We start from the raw sequence: 25,008 nt of genomic DNA on the forward strand, positions 1-25,008 counted from the left end.
CCGCTAAGCACCGAAGTGCTCCGCTCGACTTGCATGTATTAGGCACGCCGCCAGCGTTCGTCCTGAGCCAGGATCAAACTCTCCATAATAGTTGACCGATTGCTCGCTCATTTATTGAAAGCTGAATAGCTCAATTGACTTGCTAGCGAGATTATTAATCTCATTTTGTCGCTTAACGCGACTATTGTGCTGATTGTTCATTCATTTGTTCAGTTTTCAAAGAGCTTTAGTTCGGTTACCGTTTAAAGCGTTAATGTGTCGCTCTTGCGGTGACAAGAACATATACTATCAGGTTTCGAAACGAATTGCAAGCACCTTTTCGAAAAAAGTTTTTAACCCCTCAGAAACCCGCCGTTGCCAGCGTCCCAGCGCCAAACAGAGCTCGAACCCCGTAAATGAACGCCGCCGATCCAATCATCGATGCCATTCCGTAAGACCTGATCTTCGCTACCTGTAAAGACTAGTTTCCCCATCTCCGTCCAACTTACTCGCCATTCACTGAATCCCTCTGGCAAAGGATCATTGTACTTCGGCAGACAATCTCCTCCCGTTATTGCGATCAAGGGGTGCTTACACGTTCGAAGATGCTCCAGTAAGCTCCAGAACTGCAAATCGCCTAGTCCGTACTCTCCGCACTTCGCGCTGATATGTTGAAACAAAGATAAGACAGACCTCTCACCATGTTCCAATTCACTCAGAATGAGCTGTTGCAGACGGCTCAGGCCGTTCGTAACGGACGGATAACGTCCTATATTAGCCTCCAAAGCTTTTTTCAAATAAGGCAGGACCGAAAGATCGTCCTTCAACAATGAAGCCATAGCAAGCGGCTCAGGAGCTGAATAAGCCCTCCATACCTGGCCCCCAAGTCTAAGCTGCCCCTCCGTGACTTTAGACCTCGCTTCGTACCGCTCAACCCAATCGCACTCCGCCGACGCATCGTACATAATCAAAGAGAGACCATGAGACCGCCGAGCCGAACGCAAGCGCATGAACAAATAACAAAGCATCAATTGATCAAAAAGATCGTGGTCAAACCAAAAAACAATCTCATCCGCGTCCTCCGCAAATCGATCCAGTTGACGCTCCTGCTCCAGCGAGATCGACTTGAACTCGCCCTCAGGTATCCCGTGCTTGCGATACATATAAGAAGCCCGGTTAGATAAAAGGACACGATCGGACATTTGCATGCCGACAGGTCCTTCATATAGAGACTCGCGCCATACCAAGATGACGCCGTCAAGTCCGGTAGCGCGCAGCTTGTTCCCAAATGCGTCCCCGTTCACGATATGCACATACTTCGGCATGGCGCAGCCCCTTTACATCAAATTAGCTTAACTTTCACCCAGCAACTTTAAGAGCTCCTGCTCATCATCGATGATTCGAATGCCTAAATCCTGCGCTTTGGTCAGCTTGCTGCCGGCGCTCTCTCCGGCGATCACGATATCCGTTTTTTTGGAGACGCTGCCGGTGATTTTCGCTCCGAGCGCTTCCAGCTTCTTGGCGCATTCGTCGCGCCCCATCGTCGAAAGCGTACCTGTCAGGACGATCGTCTTGCCGAAAAAAGGATGGTCCGGACTCGCCTGAACGACCTCAGGCTCCTCGGCAAACGGAGCAACGCCTGCGGCCAGCATGCGCTCAATGCTGGATACCATGACAGGATCGCGGAAGAACGAATAGATGCTGTCCGCCACAATCCCGCCCACATCCGGCAGGGTGATGAGTTCTTCCGGCGTAGCCTCCATAACTTTGGAGAGACTGCGATAATGGTCCGCGAGCACCTTCGTAGTCGTTTTGCCGGAATTGGGGATACCCAAGGCATATAAGAACGAAGCAAGGTCGCGCGTTTTGCTTTTGTCTAGAGCGCCCAGCAGATTGCGGGCCTTCTTCTCGCCAAAGCGGTCGAGCTTAACGAGATCTTCGAATTGCAGCGTATATAGATCCGCGGGATCATTGACGCCAAGCTCCTGATGCAGCTGTGAGGCGGTCATTTCGCTGAAAAATTCAATGTCCATCGCATCGCGCGAAGCGAAATGCGCCATCCGCCCGACGAGCTGCGGCGAGCAGCCAAGCCGGTTCGGGCAGAACAGATGCGCGCCGCGCATCTCCAGCTCGCTGCCGCAGGCAGGGCAATGCGTCGGTGCGACGATTTCCCCGCCGTCATTCTCCTCGGTCACTTTGCCGAGAATTTCCGGAATGACGTCATTGGACCGGCGGATGTAGACCAGACTGCCCAAGGCGTGCTTGAGGTTCTTGCGCTCGATGTCGCCGATATTGTTCAGCGTGCAGTTCTGCACGGTGACACCGGCAAGATCGACGGCTTCGACGCGCGCCAGCGGCGTAATTTTGCCTGTGCGTCCCACTTCCCAGGACACGCTTTGGAGTATCGTCGTCGCTTCTTCCGCTTCGAACTTATAAGCAATCGCCCAGCGCGGGAATTTCTCAGTGTATCCGAGCACTTCTCGCGTGCGCATATCCGTCAGCTTCACGACGCTTCCGTCGATGAGGAAGTCAAAGCTTGCGCGCTCCTCCGCGATCCGCTCCAGCTCCGCGCCCACTTCTTCAATCGTGTCGAAGTACCGCGTGCGGTTGCTGACTTTGAAGTGATTGTCCCTTAGAAACTGGACCATCTCGACATGGTTCTGGAACTGAATGTTATCCGAGTAACCTACATTATAGAAGAACGCGTTCAGCTTGCGCTCCGCCGTCACTCTCGGGTTCAGGTTGCGCAGCGCTCCGGCCGCCGCATTGCGGGCGTTCTTCAACGGCTCGGCAGCGGTCTGGTTGTATGCGTCGAGCACAGACAGGAACATGACGCCCTCGCCTTGCACTTCGATCGTCCCTTGATCGTACGGAATTTCCAAAGGAATCGATTTGATCGTCTTAATCTGCGCGAGAATGCCCTCGCCCACCGTGCCGTTCCCCCGCGTAGATGCCTGCTTGAGCTGCCCTCCCTCATACGTCAGGTTCAGAGTGAGTCCGTCAAACTTCAGCTCTACGACGTACGACGGATCCGGCAGCGGCGTTGCCGGATTCTTGCCGTTGTAATCGGCAATCAGTTTAAGCACGCGCGCATGCCAGTTCTGCAGATCTTCGGCATTCTGCGCTTTATCCAGACTCCAGAGACGCGCCAGATGGCGGTGCGGCTCGAAGCCTTTGAGAATATCGCCGCCTACGCGCTGCGTCGGCGAAGCCGGGAGGATCACGCCCGTCTCCTTCTCCAGCGCAGCCAATCTATTGTATAAAGCGTCCCACTCGGCATCCGTGATGGTCGGATTATCGAGCGTGTAGTAATTGTGGTTGTGCTTGTTGATTTCTTGGATGAGGGTTTGCATTGCCGCGATGGCATCTGTCATTACGGGCTCTTCCTCTCTAATGGGAAATGGGTGTTCCAAAGCGGAGATTACCCGCCCCTATACCTTCGTGATCGGGGCGAACTTCGCCAGCAGGCGCTTCAAGCCCGCAGGCGCCGGGAAAGCGATTTGCAGCTCGGTCTCGTCGCCCGAGCCTTTCACGGACACGACGGTGCCGATTCCCCACTTGCCATGCGACACTTTGTCGCCGGCTCTGTAATCCTGCACCGCCCCGCCTGCGGCAGGCTGCGAAGCGCGGAACGGCAGCACCTTCGCTGCCGGTGGAGAGCTTGGCGCAGCAGCGCCGCCGCTAGTCCGTCCTCCGAACGAGGACGGCGTGCCCCAGGCGGACGAGCCGGCGCTGCCGCCGCGGCTCGTTACCGAGCTGCCGAACGAGCTGGTGCGGCCGCCTCGGGAGAAGCCGCCGCCGATGGAGCCTCCCATCGAGACCTTCTCCAGGAGTTCCGGCGGAATCTCCTGCAGGAAGCGCGATGGCGCGTTGGCGGCGGTGCGGCCGAAGAGCGTGCGCATGCGGGCGCACGTCAGGAACAGCTCTTCCTCGGCACGCGTAATCCCGACGTATGCCAGCCGGCGCTCTTCCTCGAGCTCTTCGTTATCCGAGAAAGCGCGGCTGTGCGGGAAGACGCCTTCCTCCATCCCGATGATGAAGACGACCGGGAACTCCAGACCCTTGGCGCTGTGCATCGTCATCAAGACGACGGCGTCCTGCTGCTCGGCGTCTTCATCCTTATCCAGCGTATCGATATCGGCGATGAGCGCCAAATCGGTCAGGAACGAGATGAGGGACTTGTCCTCGTTGCGCTTCTCGAAGTCCTGCGTCACGGACAGGAACTCCTCGATATTCTCGAGGCGGGCCTTGGATTCGATCGTATTCTCGCGCTGCATTTCCATACGGTATTCGGAAAGCTCCAGCACCTTCTCGGTAAGCTCCGTTACGGACAAGTATTCGACCATCCGATTCAAATTATCGATCATTTCGCGGAAACCGCTGAGCGCATGCTTCGCTTTCGTATTGATCTCCAGGATGTCGATTTCCTCCAGCATAGCAAAGAGCGAAATCCCCCGTTGCGCAGCCATGGCCGCTACCTTGTCCATCGTCGTATCGCCGATGCCCCGCTTCGGCACGTTGACGATCCGGCTCAAGCTGATATCGTCATCCGGATTGGAGACGAGGCGCAAGTAAGCCAAAATATCTTTGATCTCTTTACGGTCGTAGAACTTGACGCCGCCGACGATCGTATACGGAATATCGGATTTGATAAGAATTTCCTCGATAACCCGGGACTGGGCGTTCGTTCGGTACAAGATGGCGTGATCCGCGAACTTCTTGCCCTTCGCTTTGTTTTTGTTGATTTCGCTTGTCACGAAATAGCCTTCTTCATGCTCGGAATCCGCTTGGAACAGCTTGATGCCTACGCCGCCCTCTTTGTCCGTCCACAAATTTTTGGGCTTACGGCCCGTATTGTTGGCAATGACCTTATTCGCCGCCTGCAAAATATTCGAGGTCGAGCGGTAATTTTGTTCCAACAGAATCGAGGTGGCATCCGGGTAGTCCTGCTCGAAGTTGAGGATATTCGTAATATCGGCCCCGCGCCAACGGTAAATGGACTGATCGCTGTCCCCAACAACGCAGATGCGCTTGTGTTTGGCGGCAATCATCTGGCAGAGCATATACTGCGCCCTATTCGTATCCTGATACTCGTCTACATGGATATATTGGAATTTATTTTGATAATAATCCAGAACCTCGGGCACTTCCTTGAACAATTGAATGGTTGCCATAATCAGGTCATCAAAGTCAAGGGAATTGTTGCTTCGCAGTTTTTTCTGGTACAGCGTATATATTTTAGAGGTCAGCCCGTCAAAGTAATCGCCGATTTTATCTTCGAATTGTTTAGGAGAGATGAGTTCGTTTTTGGCTGTAGAAATGGCCGCTTGAAAGGTTTTGGGTTCAAACTTCTTCGTATCGATGTTCAGTTCTTTGCAGCAGGCTTTAATGACCGATAATTGGTCGCCGGAATCCAGAATTGTAAAGTTCGAGGTAAAGCCAATACGCGAGATGTCTCTGCGCAGCATACGGACGCACATCGAGTGAAACGTGGACACCCAGATGTCGTTCCCGCTTCCGCCGACCAGCCTGCCCACACGCTCCTGCATCTCACGGGCCGCTTTATTCGTAAACGTCAGCGCCAGGATGTTCCATGGCGCCGCTTTGTGCGTGCCGATCAGATAAGCGATCCGGTGCGTAAGCACGCGGGTCTTCCCGCTGCCCGCTCCCGCCATGATCAAAAGCGGCCCGTCAACCGCTTCGACCGCTTTGCGCTGCTGAGGGTTCAACCTTTTTATCGCATCTAAAATATTGACTGTCTCGTTCATAAGTTACCTTCCTGTTCTATCGAATTTCACGTTCACCGTCTGAAGCGCCTGCTCCAGATCGCTATAGATAATGTTGCCAACGACGATCGTATCGGCCGCTTCCGCCGCTTGCTGCGCCTTCTCCAGGCTGTCGATGCCGCCCCCGTAAAATAACCGGGCATTCTCAAGCACCTGTCCTGTCCGCCGCACAAGCTCCAGGTCGCCGAACGAACCGCTATATTCCAAATACACAATAGGCATGTTAAAAAGCTTGTCCGCCATGCGCGCGTATGCCGCAACATCTCTGGCGTCCAAGTCGGCGCGGGCTTTGGTCAGCCGGGCGGCCGCAGCTTCACCATTCAGAATGATGTAGCCCTCCGTTATAATTTCATCCCAGTTCAGCATGGAACCGTACTCCTTCAACGCCGCATGATGCTGGCCGACAATCCAGTCCGGATCCTCACTATTGAGCACTACCGGAATGAAGAAGAGGTCAAAGCCCGGCACAATCGCCTCCTGGTTGGAAATTTCCAGCACACATGGCACCTCATATTGACGAATCCGCGCCAGCAGCTCCACGGTGTTATCGAATGTAACCCCCGTTGACCCGCCGACTATCACGGCATCCGTGCCCGATTGGCAGACGCGTTCCAGCGCCTCATCGGTTAGTTCCCGATCCGGGTCCAGCTTAAAGACATGCTTCCACTTACGTATATCGACGATCAATTGTTTCCCTCCGATTAGGCGGCAATCCTGCCATACTATCAACAGTCTATGCTACCTATACGGGTGTGTCAAATGACAAAAGACGGGCATTTAGCCCGTCTTTTCACAGAATATGCGTGCAGTGTCGCCGGATCTTCACACAAGCCAGTTTTCCGCACGAATACGCACAAACGTTCCTATTACTTCACTTCGACGTTAAGAATCTTCTCGACATTCAATGCTTTGTGATCGTTCTGCTGCAGCTCGAGCCGGATTTCATGCTTGCCTGTCGCCAGATTGTTAAGCGTAAGAGGCCCTGTTTTGCCGATCATCGCTTTCTGCTTCCCGTCCACATACAAGTGCAGATGCCCTTGACCTTGTACATTGGCTTTGTCCATCGACTGATCGGACAATTGGAAGTTCGACGTCTGGTAGGTGATCGTCACATTTCTACCGTCCACCTTGGCAACTTGCGCATCAATGGAGGGCTTGGCCCCCGCTGCGATCGTTTTCACACTGCTCTCCGCCTGGCTGCCTGTCACCGTCGTCGCCACCTTGGGACCCGCTCCCGTCGTGCTCACAACCTCCTCTTTGGAACCGCATGCGGTTGTCACTGCTCCCAGCACCATTAAAGCGGCTGCGCCGTAAATCCATGTTTTTTTCATATCGTAGCTACACCCTTTTCCCATGAGATTGGACATCCTTGTCTCTTATATATGTGTGACAAGCAGGTTCCATACCATCATTCTGAGAAAAGATGGACAAATTTACGGAAAGAAAAGAAAAACGCCCGCAGCAGGCTGCGAACGTTAGAGGCGATAAGGGAGCGTAACAGGAGCTAGAAGCTATACTTACTGCCCTCATGCTGTTTGTTTATATAGGAGCTTTCCCCAGTCACATGCGAGGATTGGCGGGAAGCGATGCTTGGATTGGCTGATTTGCCGATCATGCCGGCTTGATCTGCAGCTCCGAGGCCGGTCGAGGTCGCGTAGCTTGGAGTGTGCCCGTAGCTCGATTGGCCGTAGCCTTGATGCTCTTGCATCGTGTTCTGCCCTTGAACGGAGCCGTAGCCTTGTTGCTGATTAGCGGATGCATAACCTTGCCCTTGGTTGTTATATACGGCGTTCGGATATTGCGACGCTGTAATCGCCGGTTGGATAGGGGCTTGATACAAGGCTGCCATCTGGTTCTGATGCTGGCTCTGCGGCTGCTGATGTTGCGTATAGGCCGGGGTTTGAGAAATCCCAACGGATTCTTGTTGTTGCTGTTGTTGCTGTTGATAACCCATCATTGTGTTATTGCTCAAGCTCTGCTGAACAAAAGATTGCAGCTTGGATGCGGCCTGGCTTTGCTTCTGCAGCTCTTGCTGGATTTGCTGCTGATCCGCAGGTTGGACCTCATATGCGCCAAGCTTTTGCAGCTCCTGGAATACGGCGGCTTGATCGTTCAATGTTTTTTGCAATAACGTTTGGAAGGTTTGGCGAATTTGCGGGTTAACCGCTTCTAGCGCTGCTGTCGTGTATTCTCTTGCACTGCGTTTCAGCTCGGAGAGAACGAAGTTAGCGAAATCCTGCTCTTGCAGGTGGACTTGCTGTTGCTGTTGCTGCTGTTGTTGGTACGAGTTGGATTGATACATGCTATTAGCACCTCCTCTGGTTGTCTATTAGTGGGTCATGCCAGACTGCTGCTGCATCGTGTTAATCAGCGTACTGATATTCTGCAGCCGCTCCTGGGACAGCTGAGACAAAGTTTGCTTCAAAGATTGGCTTTGGCAATTCGCAGCCCCCTGAACGCAAAGCTTTGCTAACAATTCCTCGTTTTTCAGCGTATCCGCAAGGTACGAGAGCTCTTTGCCGGTAATGGTTTGGTTTCCTTGATTGTTGTACATGTGAATGTTACCTCCTTTCCATTCCTTGCTAAGTAGGGTTCCCAAAATATTACGTTTTATTTCCATTTGGTAAAAAAAACCTAATAGGCGGGTGCCGCAGCTCTTTAGACACCCTCGCCTAGCAAATCGGACACATTGAACGGTATCCTTGCGAACAGCGTTGCATTCATTGCTAACGGGCAGCATACAGGCCGGCAACGGAGCTCCGCTCCGGCTAACGGACACAGCAGACCTTATTCGGCCTACCCGGGCCGATTTGAGATTCTAACGGACACCAGTGCTGCTATTTCCCCATACCAGAGGGAGCTTTACCCTAGAACGGGGAAATAGGGACTTCACAGTCCGTTAGATTCGAATTGTGCCGATGATCACGCGTTTAACAGCCGCTGTGTCCGTTAGATGCTATGAGGCAGCTTCTCGGCAGGCTTCCCTCCTGTGTCGCTTAGCCGAGAGAAGCAAAAAAACAACCCCGGGCAGCATAGCTGCAGGGGGTTGTTCGATTAGGACGCAGGCTGCGCCGTCTTGCCGGCATAGGCATCCGCTATGTTCTGTATGTCTGCCGCAGGCAGCTGGTAGGACCATGTCCCGCCCTGTTTGGCCACCCAGACTTGGTCTTGACTCAGCTTGCCTTCGTAAACTTCCGTCACGTCTTTGCCGTCGGCCGTCAGCGTCAGCTCGACCTTCAGCTCGCCGCCTGCGGCAGGCTGCTGCGCCGCCGGCTGCGGGAGCTCCGTGCTATGCAGGAAGATCAGTTCATCGAGCAAAGGACTTGCTTCCGAGCCCTTCAGCTCCTTATCGCCAAGCTTCCAATTCGCTTCCGCAGTAACCTTGTCCTTGTCCGTCTTCGTCAGCGTCCAGGTTTGGCCCTTCCAGGTGACCTTCACGGCCTGCACCTTGTCGCTTTCAAATTTGACCGGACTCGTATCGGCGAAATCGACCGGCGTTTTATTCAAGGAAGACAGCGATTGATCGCTGACCTGGTAGACGGCGGGAGATCCCTCCACCTGAACGTAGGAGAAGCCTTCGATCGGCAGCGCCGTTCCTACCGAAATCCCTTTCTTGGAGCCGTCCTTCAGCGTGACCCGGTACGTTTCAAGGGGCTTATCCAAGCCGTAATTGGCCAGGTTGCCGGCAGACTCTTCGACCACTTTGGTCGATTGGACCAGACCCAGCATGTCCAGCCACGAATCGACTTGATTTGTATTCATCGGGACAGCAGCCGGCTTCTTCATCTCCCAACCGCTGTCCGTACGGCTTAACTCGATCTCCTGCGCTTCGGTCTTAAGCGACAGGGACTGCACATCTTCTTGCTTCAGCGTGAGAAGAGATTTCGGTTCTTCTTGTTTCTCTTGAAAGAAGTTTTTGCTCGAAGCGTACCAGAAACCGCCGATACAAATAACGACTAACAGAATCGTCGGAATAAACCGTTTCATCCTCTTCTCCTCCTCCACCAGATCAAACCGCCGATGATCAGGAACAGAAGCGGCAAGAACACGATAGTTACGAGGAAAATCGTATTGGCTTGGCTAGGTGTAATCATCGCCTGCTGGAACGCGTCCCCTTGGCGCGGACGAATCGTAATCTGATCCTTCTGCTCCTGGAGCCAGCCGATACTGTTCATGGCGAAATCCTTGTTGCCTTGATTTTGAATATCTTGATCCAGCACGAACGTCGATCCGCCGAGAATAACCGCCTTCGGCTTGTTGTCCTTGTTCGCAATGGCGTAGCCCAAATTCAATGGACCTTTGACATCCGTGTCATCCTGCTTGGTCTTGGACTGCGCCAACAAGTTGATGTCCGTTTCGCCATACGCTTTGTCGGTCGTTTTAAGCAGCAGCGATTGGGTGAAATCCGGCGCGCTTTGATCGGCATTCAGCGTTACCGCAAGCGACAGCATCGTCACCAGATTGTTGTCGGACAGCTTATTGGTAATGTCATGGAAACCGTAGTCCGGAATAATCGTCAACGGATCATAGAGCGAAGTTTGCTTCGGCTCGATGGCAATCGCGTGCTGATCCTGGATACCGTAGGTTTTCATGATGGCATCGATATTTTTCCACTTGGTCGCCATATCCTTGTTGAAGCCTAGCGCCATGTAGATCTTGCCTTTGTCCTTCAGGTACGCCTGAATGAGCTCCGCTTCTTTGTCGTTCAGGTCGTTCTGCGGTCCGAGCAGCATGAGCATCTCGGCATCGTCCGGAATTTTGCCGGCTACATACAGATTAAGGTCCTTCACCGTGTAGTTGGCGGCCTCCAGCGAGCTTCTCAGAACCGTCATCGCGCTAAGCGGATATTCCTGGTGTCCGGATAGCACATAAACCGTATGTTTCTCCGTAGAGGTTAAGCTCGTAATAGCCTGTGTAAACTTCTCTTCGCCGGAGAACGTGTACGAACCGTCCTGTTGGCCAACGAAAAGCTCATAGAAGTTCACGTTCTGCTTCTTCGTTCCCAATTCGAAAACAAGCGTACCGCCTTGATCGACGCCATACTGCTTGGCCATCGAAGGCTGTTTCAGCATATCGTACTCGTCGTACGTAATTTTGGAGCTTTCCTTCTTATACTCTTGAATCATATCCGTCACTTGGCGCGTCACGAATTCATTGTTATCCCCACTGTTCGTGAAGGCAATGACATGAATGTCTTGATTTAAATTTTTGAGCGTATTGACCGTCTGCTCCGAAAGCGTGAAGTTCTTGTTTTTCGTCAAATCGACCTGAAAGCCTTTCAGCGAGTGAAGGAAAATGGTCAGAATGATGAAAATACCGATCACCGCGATGGATAAAACTGTCGCATTCGTTCCCCGTATCCACTTGTTCATCCCGCTCACCTCCAACGCTTTCTTTCTAGAACTTGTATGCTAAGCACGAGGAACAACGCCGTCAACGTGACATAGAAAAGGATGTCGCCCCCGTGCAGAACGCCCTTCTGCAGATTGGACAAATGGCTGGTCAATGAGAATTGACCGACATAATCCTTCAGCTTGCCGGTCATGCTTGCGCCGACCCAATCCAATAGCCACAGCAAGAGCAAAATGACGAATCCGGTAATACCGGCAACCATCTGGTTGTTGGACAAGCTTGACGCGAACAGCCCGATCGCCATCATCGCGCAGCCGATCAGAAACATGCTCAAATAGGACAGCCACAGAACAGGCTTATCCATCTCGCCGAACGCGGACATGATGAGCGGATAGATCAAGGAGATCGCCACAAGCCCCACTTGCACGATGAAAGCCGATAAATATTTACCGATTACGATTTGGCCGATACCGGCAGGCGACGTCAACAGCAGCTCGTCCGTCCCTTGACGGAATTCATCTGCAACCAGACGCATGGTCAGCAGAGGAATGATGAACAGATACACGAACGACGTATTGCCGACAACGGAACGCGCATCGACAATCGGCGGCTGTCCGGCAACGAAGTTGACATAAAAGAAGAAGCTCGACAGCAGCACATAGAATGCGAAGGCTACGTACGCAACCGGCGAGAAGAAATACATTTGCAGCTCTTTGGAACAAATCGCCCAAATTTTACGCATCGGTATCGCCCTCCTCTTGCGCTGCGGCGCCTTCTTCACCAGGCTCGTCCGTCGTCAGCTTGAGGAATATCTCCTCAAGGCTGAGGCTCTCCCGCTTCATCTCGAGAATCGGGTAACCGGCGCCGGCCAAGCGGAAGAACAGATCCTCCCGGATATCAGAGCGGTCCGCTGAAGTCACGAGCAGCTTCACGGAGCCTGTGTCTTTCTCATCAGACGCGGCATCGCCGGCCGAAGCTTCCACCGCATCGGCAGCTGCCGGAGCGTCGAGCTCCTTGACGGCGGCGACCGTCTCCAGGCTGCTCAGCTCGGTAATAATCCGCTCGCGAGGCCCTTTGACCTCGAGCGACACCTCGAACGTCTCGCCCATCGTGCGGCCGAGATGCTCAGGACGCTCGTCGAGCACGACGCGGCCCTGGTTAATAATTAGAACGCGGTTGCAGATCGCGTTAATTTCCGGAAGAATATGCGTGCTCAGCAGCACGGTATGGTTCTCGCCCAGCTCATGGATCAGCTGGCGAATTTCGATGATCTGCTTCGGATCGAGACCTGACGTAGGCTCGTCCAGAACGAGCAGATCCGGTTTGTGCAGAATCGCTTGCGCAAGGCCCAAGCGCTGCTTGTAGCCCTTCGAGAGGGAGCGGATGATCTGCTTCTCGCGCCCTTGCAGGCCGAGCTTGTCGATCGCTTCGCCGACGCGCAGCTTCTGCTCTCTCGCCGGGACATCGCGCAGATTCGCAATAAAGCGCAGGTAAGATTGCACCGTCATCTCCGGATAGAGCGGCGGTGTTTCGGGTAAGTAGCCGATCTTGCGGCGCGCTTTCTTCGGGTTGTCCGCCATGGAGTGGCCATCTATCAAGATTTGGCCGTGCGTCGGATTCAAATAACCCGTGATCATGCGCATTGTCGTTGTTTTGCCAGCACCGTTGGGCCCTAGGAAGCCGACGATTTCGCCGCGCTGCATCGAGAAGTCGATGTTATGTACGCCGCGATCATTTTCGTACAGCTTGCTGACTTGTTTGACCTCAAGCATCCAATGATCCCCCATTCATACTTTTGCGTTCTTAGTAACCATCATCACTATACGCGTGGAACAATAAACCAACCTTAAGCCAATCTGAAAAAAACATTAAAAAATTGTGTCCAAATTGTGAACGAAATAAAAGCGCGATCAACACAAAGGAACCAACAGGTGCCGGAGACCGACTGTAGATCTAACGGACACTGCAGTCGTTATGCTCGCAAAAAGTCTAGCATTTCACAGCTAACGGACACCCGTGACCTTATCTGATGATTTCAGAGTAAATCAGCCTCTTATTGGCAAATAACCGCGCCGGTGTCCGTTAACATTACAGAGATCACCCATTTTCATCAAATAAGGGCCGCCATGTCCGTTAGCGGCTAGGGCCGATCCGAGCCGCCCATTGGCACAAAAAAAACCATAGACAACAAGTGTCTATGGTTCTTCACCATCCTTATTTCACCAGCTGGCCGCGGGTAACGCCCAACTGATTCGTGGCCTTCAAGGAGCGCCATACTTGTGTGCCGCTGATCTCCCCGTTAATCGCCCGGCGGTACAAGCCTAAAATTTCGTGCACCTTATCCGGCGTCTCTTCAAGGAATTCCACGCGGAAGGAGCGGATACCGAGATCCATGAAATGGTTCAAATACTCCGCGCCCGACTGATCGACCGCATTATAAACCGTGTTGCGGCAGCCTTCGTCGACCCGCACGGGATGCGACATCCCTACGCGGTCTTGCAGCGAAACGCGGTGTTCCTCGCAAGGGCGGCCGCAATTCGTATAATCCGTGCCTTCGCTCAGGAACGTGCAGTATACGCAGTGCTCCGTGTGGAACATCGGCATATGCTGATGAATCACGACTTCCAGCTTGGACGTTTCCGCGCGGCGAAGCAGATCGACCATCTGTTGAATGTTCAAATCGTAGGACGGCGTCACCGTAGACAGCCCCGCTTCCAGGAAAAGTGCGGCCGTTTTGTGATTCGCCACGTTCAAGGAGAAATCCCCGATCAATACAGGCTGATGCTCGTTCGGATGCTCCAGCCGATGCTTCAGGAAGAAGTAGGCTGCGCCCGTATTCCGAATCAGCACCGCATCCGGCTTCAGCTTCAATATATGGTTGAAATAGCCCGTTTCCCCCGGCATATGAATTCTCGGCGTCACCAGAGCAATCTGGCGTCCTGCCGCATGAACGGCTTCAACCGCCGCAGGGAATTGCTTAATGAATTCGAAATCCGCATAAATCAGTTGGACATCGTCCGTCTCCAGCACGGCCTTCACCTGATCAAGGTTGCGGCACAGCGCGGTCAGCTTCACCGCGCTGCGTTCGGCCTGGGATAGCTCAGGCTGCTCCGCGGCAGTCACCGGCACGTCATCGTATACGCCGACCTCGCGCTTGATGTATGCCCGAGGCTTCTGGCGCTCGTCTTCCATCAGCTCCACCGCGCTGCGGCGCATCGCATTCAGCTCGCGCATCGGTACGATCAGCTCGCCTTCCAACTGCACGTCCAGCGCGTCCAGCGCGTAGATCGTGCCGCCAAGGCGGCCGAACTGGTCCGCAAAGAGCTGTTCGTCCATCGGTCTTTTCTCGGCGCGAACGAGCGGCAGCTCGGATTGGACGAAGACCGTATGCCCGCCCTGCACGTCCGTCCACCAGCTTCTGAGCGGCTCGCCTTCCTTGCCGGTCACCTTCACGCTGACCGGGAACGTCCGGTACGGCTTGTCGGTCTCGAACGTCTGGCGCAGCCGTTTGTCCAAATGCGGATCGTTCGTCTTCCAGATGCGGTCTCCGACATGCAGACGGCTGAGCTCGACATCGTTGCGGCCCATGACGATCTCAATGATGCCGCCCTCGGCTTCGCCTTCCAGCTTCTCGCCTTTGCGGCGCAAATCGTATATACGTCCGCCCTCTTCCTTCTTCGTCGGATCCCCTGCATCGAACACAAGGCCGTCTCCGCGCTTAATCGGAGCCTCTAACTCGCAGATTACGCCATCGCGTAAAATCTGCTTGATGCGGCCCACGAACACCCCGCGGCTCTTCGGAAACGTGCCGTCGACGAGCTGTTTGTTGTTCGTTCCATTGAGGAACCCGACCGTAAAGCCCCGCGAGAAGCTTTGCTGCAGCTCCCGCAGTTCTTCCGTCGAAGGACGCACATCCTGACCGTCGAAATAACGGTCGATCGCGCGGCGGTATTTGCTCACGACATTCGCTACATATTCAGGGGTTTTAAGACGCCCTTCAATTTTGAACGAGCAGACGCCCGCTTCAATCAGCTCGGGCACGAGCTCCAGCGCCGCCAAATCCTTCGGCGACAGCAAGTACGCCACATCGCCCATCGGCTTCTGTACGCCGTCGATCATCAAATCGTAAGGCAAGCGGCACGCCTGCGCGCACTCCCCGCGGTTCGCGGAGCGCCCGCCCCACATCTCGGAAGTCAAACATTGGCCCGAATAGGAAACGCAGAGCGCCCCATGCACGAATACTTCCATCGGCAGCTTCGCCTGATCGCCAATTTGTTTGATTTGTTTCAAATTATTTTCACGCCCTAAGACCACCCGCTCGATATCGAACGGCTTCGTGAACTCAACGGCTTCCGGCGAAGTAATCGTCATTTGCGTCGAGCCGTGAATCGGGAAATCCGGAGAGATTTCACGAATCATTTTGACAAGACCCAAATCCTGCACGATCACCGCATCCACACCCGCATCGACGCAAGCCTCAATCAGCTGCTTGGCCTCACTCAACTCTTCCTCGAATACAAGGATGTTAAAGGTCAGGAACCCTTTCACCCCATATAGATGAAGGAACGACATAATATCCGGCAGCTCCGCCATCGTGAAATTATGCGCGCGCGCTCTGGCATTGAATTTCTCCACGCCAAAAAACACGGCATCCGCACCATTGGCAACAGCCGCTCGCAAACAATCCCAATCCCCCGCAGGGGCCAACAATTCTATATCTTCTCTGCGTATCGTACGCATGGCAGCAAATCCTTTCAATCAAACTCTCATATTTAAATCGACTCTCAGGAAACACGCATAGTCTTCCCCTAGGAGACAATCTCACAATTTCAAGTTGTTTGTCATTGTCTCTTTAGTGTAACAGAAACGATAGGCAGGATGCTAGGGCCGAACAATGCCAAACAAAGCCACGATCCGACATGCTCCGCGTCATTTCCAAACGTTACCTGTCCGCCGGGCCGCCCTATAAAAGTTAACAAACTTACCCATGAATGCTATAATGTCAAGGATAGTGACCTTTATAGCAATCGAGGGATCCTTTTGGTTTTGTCGAAAATTCGCATGTTAAAAATTGTGCTCGGATTAGGCCTCGGTCTCCTTGCCGTAATCGGCCTACTTCTATTTTTGCCAAAAATAGAGGAAACCAAGCTTCTTTATGCAACCGGCGGCGAATCTTACGATACAGCGGCTTACGGTAATTTCCAGCAAACACTGCAAGCCGGCGTATCCGTCGATAAACAGCCTTTGGCCGGTCTATCTGCCAGACGGCTTCGCGCTTACGACGCCATTTATTTGGACCCCGCCCTTGCACAGGATGCCGCTTGGAACGAGCTGGCTCCCCAACTCATCCGCTATGTCCAGGAAGGCGGGCATTTGCTCGCAGAGAACGGCTTCGCGAAGTTGCTGCCGCTAGACTTTTTAGGCGCCGCCGAGATCGTCGACTTGCAGAAGATGCCCTTGTCCAGCTTGACCGGCTTGGGAGCGCCGCAGACAGCCGCGGTTACCCAGAGCTTCAGCTATCCTCAAGTGCCTGTTAATCTGCAAAGCTTGCAGCAAACGTTTCAATTATTTACAGAAAGCTACTTCAAGCATCACACCGCCGCGGAGCTTCCGGGCTTTCACATGGGGTATGGCTTCGTTCCGTCCTCAGGACAAACGATCGTAGCCATGAACGTGTCCGGCCAACCGGTTGCACTTTCCTTGCATAACCGTGTAGGGAAAGGGGCCGTGCTCATTTCCAGCAACTTTTTGCCGAATCGTTACTTTTCTACCGGTTTCGATATGCAGAGCGGCATGGATGCCAGTCTAGGCTTCGCCCAGTGGGCCGCAGCCTACGATGCAGGCGCCAAACAGACGCCGGGAACGACTTATTTCAATAAAAGAGCGCTGCCGCTGGGACCCTATTTCAACTTTGAATTTGCCGCGGCGAACATGCAGTACCGCAGCGAGCTCCTTGCTTATGTGACCAAAGAGACGCTCGGCTACAGCGTCCGCAAAATTCTCGGCCCTTACGGCAGGCCGGCAATGGCCTTCCAGAACCATTTCGAGGCGATGCCCGCCATCGGGCAGAAGGATGGCATCGCATGGGCGGAAGAGCTGAAGAAATATAAGGAAATCCCGTCCTTTACGCTGGTGCGCAACGCCTTCTACTGGGGGCAGTGGCGCGAGAGCGTGACGGTGCAGCTCAACACCGGAACGAGCGCGCAGCCGGCGTTCATCGGCGAGCTGCCAGGCTCGGGCTACGCGAGCGGACTGCACGTGATGGCTGACGGCAAGCCGCTGCGGCAGGCGCTGTTCCCGCAATATCGCGATCTCTCCAGCGCAATCGAGCTGCCTTACCGCGCGTACCCGGCCGCCGCGGACATGAACGGCGACGGCCGCATGGATCTGCTGGTCGGCAGCGCCGACGGATTCGTGTACGTCTACACGAATCAAGGACCGCAGGCGGCGGCGTACGCAAGCGAGCCGCTGCCTGAAGGCTTGGCGCCGCCCGATACGTTCGGGGCGCCGGCGAAGCTTCAGCTGGAATCCGGCGAGCCGCTCCAGCTGAAGCCTTACACCGCCGTTCACGCCGCAGACGTGAACGGGGACGGGCGCCCGGACCTCGTCGTCTCCGACGAGTCCGGCGCCGTGCTGGCGCTGCCGCAGACGGCCGGCGGCAGGTTCGCGAAGCCCGCGGCCGTGCGCGCGGGCGGGAAGGCGCTGCAGCTGGCCGGAGGGCCTGCAGCGCCGGCTGTCGCCGATATCGACGGCGACGGCAAGCTCGACCTCGTCCTGGGCGGAGCCGACGGACGAGTGTGGCTCTACAAGGGCCGCAGCGCAGCGGCCCTTGATCTGGATGCGGGCAGCGTGATCTTGACGCTGACCAACGCCTACGCCGCGCCGGCCGCCCGCGACATGAACGGCGACGGACGGCTCGATCTCGTCGTCGGCAGCGCCGACGGGGACCTGCAGGTGTACGTCCAGAGCGCAAACGGCGCCTGGACGAATACGGGTCCCCTGGAAGGCACAACCTTGAACCAAGTCGGCAGCCGTGCCTTGGTGGCCGGTCATAACGCCGTGCCGCTATGGCTGGATCTCAATCACGACGGCCAAGACGATTTGATTGTCGGCGGCATCGAATTCGGATCGCCCGTCGCCATCGACGATCCGCAATTTCCGTATCAAGCGGAGTTAAAGCAATTCATCCAGTACGCGCGAGAGAATCACTTGGATCTTGATCCGCATGTCTTCGTGCACAATTACAAAAGCGCCGAACAAGAGCGGACCGAGCTGGCTCTCCACAAGAAGGCCTTCGATAAGCTGGGCATTCCTTGGCGGAGTCCCGGCACGAATCAGCATACCTGGCGCGTAAATAACGAAGATCAGACGCAGACGCTGCGTAATGAGGAGCAAGACGGCGTATGGTACAATTTCGGCTTCCTGCCGTCCGAATCGCCCGTCATTTCCCGTCCGGAGTCGGTCTGGTCGCTGCCGTTCCTGCTGCAGGACGGTCAAGGCAGCACGGAGCGCACCATGCTGATTCATACGCCGACACCCGTGCTGCGGACAGGCGATTATGCGACGACCGACGTATTCCAGTCGATGGTCAAGCTGGATATGCCGATTGATTATTTCGAGCACATCGAGTACCATTTTCCCGTACCGTCCAAGATTGCGGACTTGACGCAATTCGCCGATTACTTTGATAAGCTTCGTACGGAGCATGATTATAATTTTATGACCGAGAAACAAATGGCCAAATCGTTTCTGAACGCCATGACCAGCGACGTGCGGATCAGCCAGTCATGGGCTTCCTATTTATGGGACAGGCTCAAAGACCTTCTGCCCGGCGGCAGCCCGCACTTTCATGCCACCTTGACGCCGAACGCGGCCGGGGTACCTGACTTAGCCGGCGAGTACGCCGGAACGCTCGGGGTTGTCGTCGACAAAGGCGAGAAGATGGCGCTGTATTCGCTCCAAAGCGATTCCGATACATATACGGCCATCGATAACCGGTTCTATGTCGGCCTGACCAAGCCTTCTACGATCGCCATTGCGCCGGCCCAAGACCGGCTGCACATCGTGCGGGCCAATGTGCCATTCGCCTTGACGAAGCAAGCCGGCAAGTACAGGCTCAAGCTGAAAGCGGCAGGTCTGCAGCAGGTTAAGCTGTTCAGCCCAGTGGAGCTCCAGTTCGAGGCAGGCGATGCCGATATCGATTATGACGCAAGCGGCCGTTTCTACACCATTACCCGATATGGCGATCTAACGACCCTATCGTTCAGCACCAAATAACCATTAATCAGGAGGCTTTCCAACATGTCTAATGTAGACTTACTAGCGGAGCTTGAGCAGCATATTCGCGAGCGTTATGAAATTGCCGAGGACGACGACGATTTTGGCGTTGACGTACATTTGTTCGATTACGGGTTTATCGACTCCATCGGCGCAACGGCGCTGATCGCCCATATTGAGAAAACGTACAACATTCAAGTGACCAACCAGGACTTGATGCTGTATTCCCTGAACACGGTAAGCGAAATTGCCGATTTTATTTCCAAGAAGACTGCGAGGTAACCCACTCATGATGACATGTAGAATTTCGTTGGAGGGCTTGGCCGAAAGCCAGCATGGACAAGTGAAATACGCATCCGCCTTCGCCGATGAGCACATTCAGGATATCGCCCTTGAGGACGGGCATATCGTGATTACGCACAACTCACCGAAAGGCAACGAAGGCATTACCGAACGGGTTCAGCGTCTTATTGAGCGTTTCTCCCACGGCGATTTCGGCTTCAAAGAAAATATCCTGTTCGAGCATAAGGTGGATACGCCGTACGAAGGCGACATTATCGCCGAATTGGTGAAGCGCAAAGCCATCAAGATCTTGGAGCCCGGTCTGTTCATTTTCCGCGAGCCGTTCTCCAGCCTGATGAGATTCCTCGATTACTCGTTCGTGACCAAAATTGCCAAGCGTTTCGATGGCATGCAGGAAGAGCAATATCCGGCGGTTATTCATAGCCATACACTGAACAAAACGAACCATTTCACCTCGTTCCCTGAGCACATCCATTTCGTTACGCATCTGCGCGAGGATTTGGACGTCATCGAGTCCTTCTCGCAATCGATCCGCGAAGCAGGCGGGTGGAAGCAAGAGGAGCCGCTCGCCCTTGATCCTAACATGGTGAAACCGAATTTCATGATGAATCCCTCCACTTGCTACCATTGCTACGAGGGCTTGGAGAATGAAACGCTCGAAGGAGACGGCATCGTCGTCACAGCTATCGCCAAGTGCCATCGCTTCGAGTCCAAAAACCACAGCGATTTCGGGCGGCTGCTGGACTTCTCCATGCGCGAAATCATTTTCGTCGGCAAGCCTGATTTCGTCAAGGAAAACCGCTTGAAGTCGATCGAGTATCTCAAAGAGTTAGCGGTCGAATGGAACGTCGATTCCATGCTGGAGATTGCCAACGATCCGTTCTTTACGAACGATTTCCAAGTGAAAGCGTCCTTCCAGCGGAATCAGGAGATGAAGTACGAACTGCGCCTGACGATTCCGCACGTGAAGAAGTCTATCGCGTGCTCCTCCGTCAATTTCCACAGCAACACGTTCGGCAATGCGTTTAATATCAAAATGGGCAAGCGCAACGCCGTTACCGGCTGTGTAGGCTTCGGCATTGAGCGTTGGGCGTTCGCCTTCTTGGCTCAATATGGCCTGGACGAGCAGCAATGGCCGGCGGCCTTCCGCGAGCAGTACCATGCTTGGCAGGAGAAGGCGCTGTAAGCTTGCTATAGCCGTCTTCTAACGGGCGAGCTTATCATACCGCCTTACATCAACCCATAACCTTACGCGGGCCCGCACGCCGACCTCTGAACCGTATGGAAGTCAGCTGTGGGCCCCCATCCTAATCCAAGATAATGAGTGATTCCGTTGAAAGCAGCCACCTTCCTGAAAAAGAATAGCTTCGTGCTCGGCCTGCTGCTAGCGATCGTCATCTCCGACCTTCTCGTGTCCTGGTGGAATCCGATGGTTAGCTCGCGCCGTTTCTACAAGAACGATTTTACCAAAACGCTTTATCACCACGGCTGGTCCCAAACGGGTCCGGTTTTCTTCGGTAATTCGGCCGTTACCGGTGCCTATATCGAAGACAAGTCCGACGCCCATCTCGTCGAAATGGGACTGTCCTACGGGAAAATCACGGACCTCCAGGGTATTCTGGAGCATCGTCTATACGATATTCGCGACGAACTCGTCGTCGGCATCGATGTGCATACGATGCTGGACGCGCTCGAAACCGACCCTACTTATCAATGGTTTAAGCCTTGGTACCAGCCCTATGTCTATGCGTACCGCGACTATTTCAGGGATTCCGGCGAAGAATTCGCCCGGCAGTTGCTGAAGGGCAGCCTCGCCTACGAGCCGCGCTGGATCGACAAAGAATTGTACCCCGGCCGCAAGGACGACGCTTTCCTGAAGACCAAATGGGACGAATACGACAAGCGCTTCGGCGCCATGCAGTTGAAAGATTTCCAAGACAATCTCGATGCCATGCAATGGGTGATTCAGTATGCGCAGGACCATCAGCTTCGTCTCCGCGTGATCTGGATGCCTTGGAACAAAGGCTATGCCGATCCGCCGTATATGGCTTCGCTCAAAGAAGCCGTCAACAGTCAGCTGAAAGCTGCGAACGTGCCGTTCCTGGATTTGATGCATACGTACGAACCTAAGTACTTTCACGATCTTGTTCACTTGAACCGGGAAGATGGCGCTCCGCTATTCACGAAGGAGGTAGACACATGGTTAAAATCCTTAGGAAAGTAGCCGAGGTGCTCGTCTATCTCGTGATGTTGTACCTGGTTTTCATCTATTTCACCGGCAAAGGCTTATTTATCTACGAGAAATTCTAGAAGCATGAAGCATGCCAAGCGAGGAGTTCACCGTTTATGTTTTATATGCAAATGAACGCAATTATCGCGATGACAGGCATGGTTGCCGTTCTGATGCTCACCAGGAAGTGGGCTGATAACAAACGTATTCTTATGATCATATTCAGCCTCTGCTTTCTGCTGCTGTACAGCCAGAAGCTGCTTGTTTTCTACGGGGCTTTCACCTTGATCAATTATGCCGGTTTCGTATGGCTGTGCAGAACGGCCGTATGGCGTAAAGCACTCTTCATCTTCGCTTTAGCCGCCAATATTATCGGGGTGTTCCTCGGTGTCCGACTATTCGTAATGGGCATCTTCCACAATCCGCTGTTCGAGGCGGTCATATATTTAGGTCTCATCTATAACGTTTTGAAAGTGATCGACGCTTATTATTTCGCTTATTTCTTCGGTAAAGAAGGCCAAGTGCCCGCCATCGATTATGCGAACTACATACTGTTCGTGCCCACCTTCACCTCAGGACCGATACTCAAATTCCGCGATTTCATGGCCGACAGCAAGAAGCCTTATACCGTTGACGCCGCCCTCTTCGAGACTAGTGTCAAACGCATCATTCAGGGCTTATTTAAGAAAATCGTGCTGGTCACGTGGATGACGGGCATTTTCGATCAAGTGCTGAAGCAGGAACTTCATACGCATCAATCGCTTTTTCTGCTGGTTTGGTTCTATGCGATCATCTACTTCGATTTCTCCGGCTACTCGGACATGGCGATCGGCTTCGGGCGGTTGATGGGCTATACGATGCCCGAGAACTTCAAGCGTCCGTTTCTATCGCCTTCGATGACGCAGTTCTGGCGCAACTGGCACGCGACGTTAGGCGATTTCTTCCGGGACCATATCTTCATGTTCTTCTCCCGCACCGCGCCGTCCCGCTGGGTCGCCTCCGGCTTATCCGTGCTCATCATGGTCTTGATCGGCCTATGGCATGGCTTTACGTGGCTCTATTTCTTTTATGGGCTGTATCACGGCATCATTCTGGCTATCGAAAATCTATTCAAAATCACGACCGTCAACAAAAAGAAAGTGTCCAAAGCTTACTTTTATTTCCGCTGTTTCGTGACCCAAGCTTTAGTAACGTTCTCCGTCATCATTTATAGCTCCAATTACGAGACCGTTCTCCGGATCTATAAAGGCTTGCTTCATTTTACAGGATGATAGTGGTATAATTTGTGTGGTTGTTTACCATTTATGGAGGTGTACCTAATGAAGTTAGGCGTTTTTATGGTTCTGTTCGGTGGAAAACCTTTAGAGGAAGCACTCGATTACGTTGCGGCTAAAGGCTTAGAAGCTGTTGAAATCGGAACTGGGGGCTACCCTGGTAACGCGCATTGCAACCCTAGCGAGCTGCTTGCTGATGCAGGGAAATTGAAAGCATTCAAACATGCAGTAGAGTCCCGCGGTTTGACAATTAGTGCACTAAGCGTGCACGGTAACCCGCTGCACCCGCAAAAACCGATTGCCAAAGATTTTCATGATGCCATTATACAAACGATCGATCTCGCTCAGCGCCTTGAGGTGCCTGTCGTTAACACGTTCTCCGGCTGCCCTGGCGACCACGAGGATGCGAAATATCCGAACTGGCCGGTTGCTCCTTGGCCGAATGATTTCCAGGAAATTTTGGACTGGCAGTGGGCGAACAAAGTCATCCCTTACTGGACCGAAACCGGTAAATATGCGTCTGACCGCAATGTGAAAATCGGATTGGAGCTTCATGGCGGATTCTCCGTACATACACCGGCTACCCTTCTCCGTCTGCGCGAAGCGGCAGGCGAAGCCATCGGCGCCAACCTGGATCCGAGCCACATGTGGTGGCAGGGTATCGACCCTGTTCAAGCCGTGCAAATTCTCGGCCGCGCAGGCGCGATTCACCATTTCCATGCCAAGGATACATCCATGGATGTCAACAACGTGAACCGCTACGGCGTGACGGACATGCAGTCCTACGCCAACATGCTGGACCGCGCATGGCAGTTCCGTTCCGTCGGCTATGGCCATGACATGAAAGTATGGGCTGACATCATCTCCGCTCTGCGTCTGGTCGGTTACGATTATGTCGTGAGCATCGAGCACGAAGACGGCTTGATGTCCGTTGAAGAAGGCTTCTCCAAAGCCGTTCAAAACCTCCAACAAGTTCTTATCAAAGAACCGCTTGGTGAAATGTGGTGGGTGTAAGCGGGTAACCGCTTAGCCCTCTCTTGCAAAAAAGCCCTCAGGCTTATCGATCTTCCGATCGTGCCTGTGGGCTTTTATCTTGTGAAGCTTGTTTGGGCGTTGAATTACCAGCCGCTAATCATGACATAGTCCATGAAGATGAATACGAGCAATGCCACGGTTCCAAATCCTAATGCAAACAAATTTCTTTTTGGTGAAACCACTTGCCTGATAACTCCGAGTGCAATGATCACTGTGAAGATCAAAACATAAATATCAAAGGCTGTATACGTGCTTGTTGTTGCTGCTGCTTCTGCCGCGAATAACATGGTGAAACCTCCTTCTAATACTCTGTGCAAGGCACACGTCCTGCTATTTTAATTCTATGTTAGCTTGAATGGACACTAGATGCAAGTCATTCGACGCATGTGTAACAAGTTTGTCACCATTTGGTCCTTAGGCCATTACGCAAATCCGCCTCTTCTGTATAAAATGCCCTGCTTCCCGCTGATTTATAACACGATCCTTATCCGTAACAAAAGAAAAGAACCCCCATGTCCATGCCGGACGCGCAGGTTCTTCATATCAAATATTCATAGTACACATCATCCAACTATACCACCAGCCCGTACATGGACGATGCGTCCTTCTGCTCTTCTATAGGTGTGTGCTGCTGTTCTTTCAGGGCTAACTCCTGTTCCTGCCAAGCCAAAAATCGGAAGGGATCGATGCCTAAAGCAGAAACAATCTCTTGTAGCTCTAACGTCGGTTTCATAATAAGCCTCCATATAGTAGATAGATTTGATTGCTTATA

Annotated in this window: 20 protein-coding genes and 1 rRNA gene; 6 read left to right on the plus strand and 15 right to left on the minus strand. The window is 53.5% G+C overall.

Features of this window, described 5'->3' with window-relative positions:
- The 13 genes from J2X61_RS25645 to J2X61_RS25705 form a co-directional block, all read right to left on the minus strand.
- Positions 1 to 89, minus strand: a 16S ribosomal RNA gene (locus J2X61_RS25645); the annotation flags it as partial.
- Positions 90 to 332: 243 nt separating this feature from the next.
- Entirely contained in the window at positions 333 to 1,304 is a 972-nt protein-coding gene (locus J2X61_RS25650; protein WP_310191852.1) for a DUF1835 domain-containing protein, read from the minus strand.
- 27 nt (positions 1,305 to 1,331) lie between these two features.
- The gene (gene ligA, locus J2X61_RS25655) at positions 1,332 to 3,353 is read right to left on the minus strand and encodes an NAD-dependent DNA ligase LigA (protein ID WP_310191854.1); all 2,022 of its coding nucleotides are present in this window, start codon (positions 3,351 to 3,353) and stop codon (positions 1,332 to 1,334) included.
- Positions 3,354 to 3,410: 57 nt separating this feature from the next.
- Complete coding sequence (gene pcrA / locus J2X61_RS25660; protein ID WP_274472993.1) at positions 3,411 to 5,747, minus strand: DNA helicase PcrA; 2,337 nt, start codon at positions 5,745 to 5,747, stop codon at positions 3,411 to 3,413.
- Between the two features lie 3 nt (positions 5,748 to 5,750).
- The gene (pcrB, locus tag J2X61_RS25665; protein WP_274472992.1) at positions 5,751 to 6,452 is read right to left on the minus strand and encodes a heptaprenylglyceryl phosphate synthase; all 702 of its coding nucleotides are present in this window, start codon (positions 6,450 to 6,452) and stop codon (positions 5,751 to 5,753) included.
- Between the two features lie 179 nt (positions 6,453 to 6,631).
- Positions 6,632 to 7,096, minus strand: coding sequence for a DUF6130 family protein (locus tag J2X61_RS25670; RefSeq protein WP_274472991.1), 465 nt, complete (start codon positions 7,094 to 7,096; stop codon positions 6,632 to 6,634).
- Positions 7,097 to 7,269: 173 nt separating this feature from the next.
- The gene (locus J2X61_RS25675) at positions 7,270 to 8,067 is read right to left on the minus strand and encodes a spore coat protein (RefSeq protein WP_274472990.1); all 798 of its coding nucleotides are present in this window, start codon (positions 8,065 to 8,067) and stop codon (positions 7,270 to 7,272) included.
- A 27-nt stretch (positions 8,068 to 8,094) separates the two neighbouring features.
- Entirely contained in the window at positions 8,095 to 8,319 is a 225-nt protein-coding gene (locus J2X61_RS25680) for a hypothetical protein (protein WP_274472989.1), read from the minus strand.
- A 500-nt stretch (positions 8,320 to 8,819) separates the two neighbouring features.
- Positions 8,820 to 9,752 carry a DUF4340 domain-containing protein gene (locus J2X61_RS25685; RefSeq protein WP_310191859.1) on the minus strand — a complete coding sequence of 311 codons (933 nt, stop codon included), beginning with the start codon at positions 9,750 to 9,752 and terminating at the stop codon, positions 8,820 to 8,822.
- Complete coding sequence (locus J2X61_RS25690) at positions 9,749 to 11,137, minus strand: GldG family protein (RefSeq protein WP_274472987.1); 1,389 nt, start codon at positions 11,135 to 11,137, stop codon at positions 9,749 to 9,751. Before J2X61_RS25690 ends, J2X61_RS25685 begins: the two co-directional genes overlap by 4 nt.
- A 5-nt stretch (positions 11,138 to 11,142) precedes the next feature.
- The gene (locus J2X61_RS25695) at positions 11,143 to 11,859 is read right to left on the minus strand and encodes an ABC transporter permease subunit (RefSeq protein WP_274472986.1); all 717 of its coding nucleotides are present in this window, start codon (positions 11,857 to 11,859) and stop codon (positions 11,143 to 11,145) included.
- A complete protein-coding gene (locus J2X61_RS25700; RefSeq protein WP_310192120.1) occupies positions 11,852 to 12,889 on the minus strand; it encodes an ABC transporter ATP-binding protein in 1,038 nt (345 codons plus the stop codon). The genes J2X61_RS25695 and J2X61_RS25700 overlap by 8 nt, the downstream gene beginning before the upstream one ends.
- Before the next feature lie 442 nt (positions 12,890 to 13,331).
- On the minus strand, positions 13,332 to 15,857 hold the full coding sequence (locus J2X61_RS25705; protein ID WP_274472983.1) for a U32 family peptidase: 2,526 nt from the start codon (positions 15,855 to 15,857) through the stop codon (positions 13,332 to 13,334).
- Between the two features lie 321 nt (positions 15,858 to 16,178).
- On the opposite strand from J2X61_RS25705, the gene J2X61_RS25710 reads away from it, so the two are divergent.
- From J2X61_RS25710 to J2X61_RS25735, 6 genes are all read left to right on the plus strand, one after another.
- Positions 16,179 to 19,394 (plus strand): FG-GAP repeat domain-containing protein, encoded by a 3,216-nt coding sequence (locus J2X61_RS25710; protein WP_310191862.1) that lies wholly within the window; start codon positions 16,179 to 16,181, stop codon positions 19,392 to 19,394.
- A gap of 24 nt (positions 19,395 to 19,418) precedes the next feature.
- The gene (locus tag J2X61_RS25715; protein WP_274472981.1) at positions 19,419 to 19,676 is read left to right on the plus strand and encodes an acyl carrier protein; all 258 of its coding nucleotides are present in this window, start codon (positions 19,419 to 19,421) and stop codon (positions 19,674 to 19,676) included.
- Positions 19,677 to 19,686: 10 nt separating this feature from the next.
- Positions 19,687 to 20,883 carry a class-II aminoacyl-tRNA synthetase family protein gene (locus J2X61_RS25720; RefSeq protein WP_310191868.1) on the plus strand — a complete coding sequence of 399 codons (1,197 nt, stop codon included), beginning with the start codon at positions 19,687 to 19,689 and terminating at the stop codon, positions 20,881 to 20,883.
- Between the two features lie 147 nt (positions 20,884 to 21,030).
- The gene (locus J2X61_RS25725; protein ID WP_310191870.1) at positions 21,031 to 21,921 is read left to right on the plus strand and encodes an SGNH/GDSL hydrolase family protein; all 891 of its coding nucleotides are present in this window, start codon (positions 21,031 to 21,033) and stop codon (positions 21,919 to 21,921) included.
- Between the two features lie 122 nt (positions 21,922 to 22,043).
- Complete coding sequence (locus J2X61_RS25730; protein ID WP_310191873.1) at positions 22,044 to 23,198, plus strand: MBOAT family O-acyltransferase; 1,155 nt, start codon at positions 22,044 to 22,046, stop codon at positions 23,196 to 23,198.
- A gap of 48 nt (positions 23,199 to 23,246) precedes the next feature.
- A complete protein-coding gene (locus tag J2X61_RS25735; RefSeq protein ID WP_310191876.1) occupies positions 23,247 to 24,215 on the plus strand; it encodes a sugar phosphate isomerase/epimerase family protein in 969 nt (322 codons plus the stop codon).
- A 104-nt stretch (positions 24,216 to 24,319) separates the two neighbouring features.
- Here J2X61_RS25735 and J2X61_RS25740 read toward each other — a convergent pair whose 3' ends face one another.
- Both J2X61_RS25740 and J2X61_RS25745 read right to left on the minus strand, forming a co-directional pair.
- On the minus strand, positions 24,320 to 24,523 hold the full coding sequence (locus J2X61_RS25740; protein WP_274472976.1) for a hypothetical protein: 204 nt from the start codon (positions 24,521 to 24,523) through the stop codon (positions 24,320 to 24,322).
- Between the two features lie 284 nt (positions 24,524 to 24,807).
- On the minus strand, positions 24,808 to 24,969 hold the full coding sequence (locus J2X61_RS25745) for a hypothetical protein (RefSeq protein WP_274472975.1): 162 nt from the start codon (positions 24,967 to 24,969) through the stop codon (positions 24,808 to 24,810).
- Positions 24,970 to 25,008 lie beyond the last annotated feature (39 nt).

It is taken from the genome of Bacillus sp. 3255, assembly GCF_031456485.1.
Taxonomy (GTDB): Bacteria; Bacillota; Bacilli; order Paenibacillales; family NBRC-103111; genus Paenibacillus_E.

What these genes read in the sequence shown, in the direction of transcription:
- ligA (WP_310191854.1), bottom strand. Translation starts at nt 3,353, where the DNA reads ATGACAGATGCCATCGCGGCAATGCAAACCCTCATCCAAGAAATCAAC.
- J2X61_RS25710 (WP_310191862.1), top strand. Translation starts at nt 16,179, where the DNA reads ATGTTAAAAATTGTGCTCGGATTAGGCCTCGGTCTCCTTGCCGTAATC.
- J2X61_RS25650 (WP_310191852.1), bottom strand. Translation starts at nt 1,304, where the DNA reads ATGCCGAAGTATGTGCATATCGTGAACGGGGACGCATTTGGGAACAAG.
- J2X61_RS25720 (WP_310191868.1), top strand. Translation starts at nt 19,687, where the DNA reads ATGACATGTAGAATTTCGTTGGAGGGCTTGGCCGAAAGCCAGCATGGA.
- J2X61_RS25735 (WP_310191876.1), top strand. Translation starts at nt 23,247, where the DNA reads ATGAAGTTAGGCGTTTTTATGGTTCTGTTCGGTGGAAAACCTTTAGAG.
- pcrA (WP_274472993.1), bottom strand. Translation starts at nt 5,747, where the DNA reads ATGAACGAGACAGTCAATATTTTAGATGCGATAAAAAGGTTGAACCCT.
- J2X61_RS25730 (WP_310191873.1), top strand. Translation starts at nt 22,044, where the DNA reads ATGTTTTATATGCAAATGAACGCAATTATCGCGATGACAGGCATGGTT.
- J2X61_RS25675 (WP_274472990.1), bottom strand. Translation starts at nt 8,067, where the DNA reads ATGTATCAATCCAACTCGTACCAACAACAGCAGCAACAGCAACAGCAA.
- J2X61_RS25695 (WP_274472986.1), bottom strand. Translation starts at nt 11,859, where the DNA reads ATGCGTAAAATTTGGGCGATTTGTTCCAAAGAGCTGCAAATGTATTTC.
- J2X61_RS25700 (WP_310192120.1), bottom strand. Translation starts at nt 12,889, where the DNA reads ATGCTTGAGGTCAAACAAGTCAGCAAGCTGTACGAAAATGATCGCGGC.
- J2X61_RS25740 (WP_274472976.1), bottom strand. Translation starts at nt 24,523, where the DNA reads ATGTTATTCGCGGCAGAAGCAGCAGCAACAACAAGCACGTATACAGCC.
- J2X61_RS25680 (WP_274472989.1), bottom strand. Translation starts at nt 8,319, where the DNA reads ATGTACAACAATCAAGGAAACCAAACCATTACCGGCAAAGAGCTCTCG.
- J2X61_RS25670 (WP_274472991.1), bottom strand. Translation starts at nt 7,096, where the DNA reads ATGAAAAAAACATGGATTTACGGCGCAGCCGCTTTAATGGTGCTGGGA.
- J2X61_RS25715 (WP_274472981.1), top strand. Translation starts at nt 19,419, where the DNA reads ATGTCTAATGTAGACTTACTAGCGGAGCTTGAGCAGCATATTCGCGAG.
- J2X61_RS25745 (WP_274472975.1), bottom strand. Translation starts at nt 24,969, where the DNA reads ATGAAACCGACGTTAGAGCTACAAGAGATTGTTTCTGCTTTAGGCATC.
- J2X61_RS25685 (WP_310191859.1), bottom strand. Translation starts at nt 9,752, where the DNA reads ATGAAACGGTTTATTCCGACGATTCTGTTAGTCGTTATTTGTATCGGC.
- J2X61_RS25690 (WP_274472987.1), bottom strand. Translation starts at nt 11,137, where the DNA reads ATGAACAAGTGGATACGGGGAACGAATGCGACAGTTTTATCCATCGCG.
- J2X61_RS25705 (WP_274472983.1), bottom strand. Translation starts at nt 15,857, where the DNA reads ATGCGTACGATACGCAGAGAAGATATAGAATTGTTGGCCCCTGCGGGG.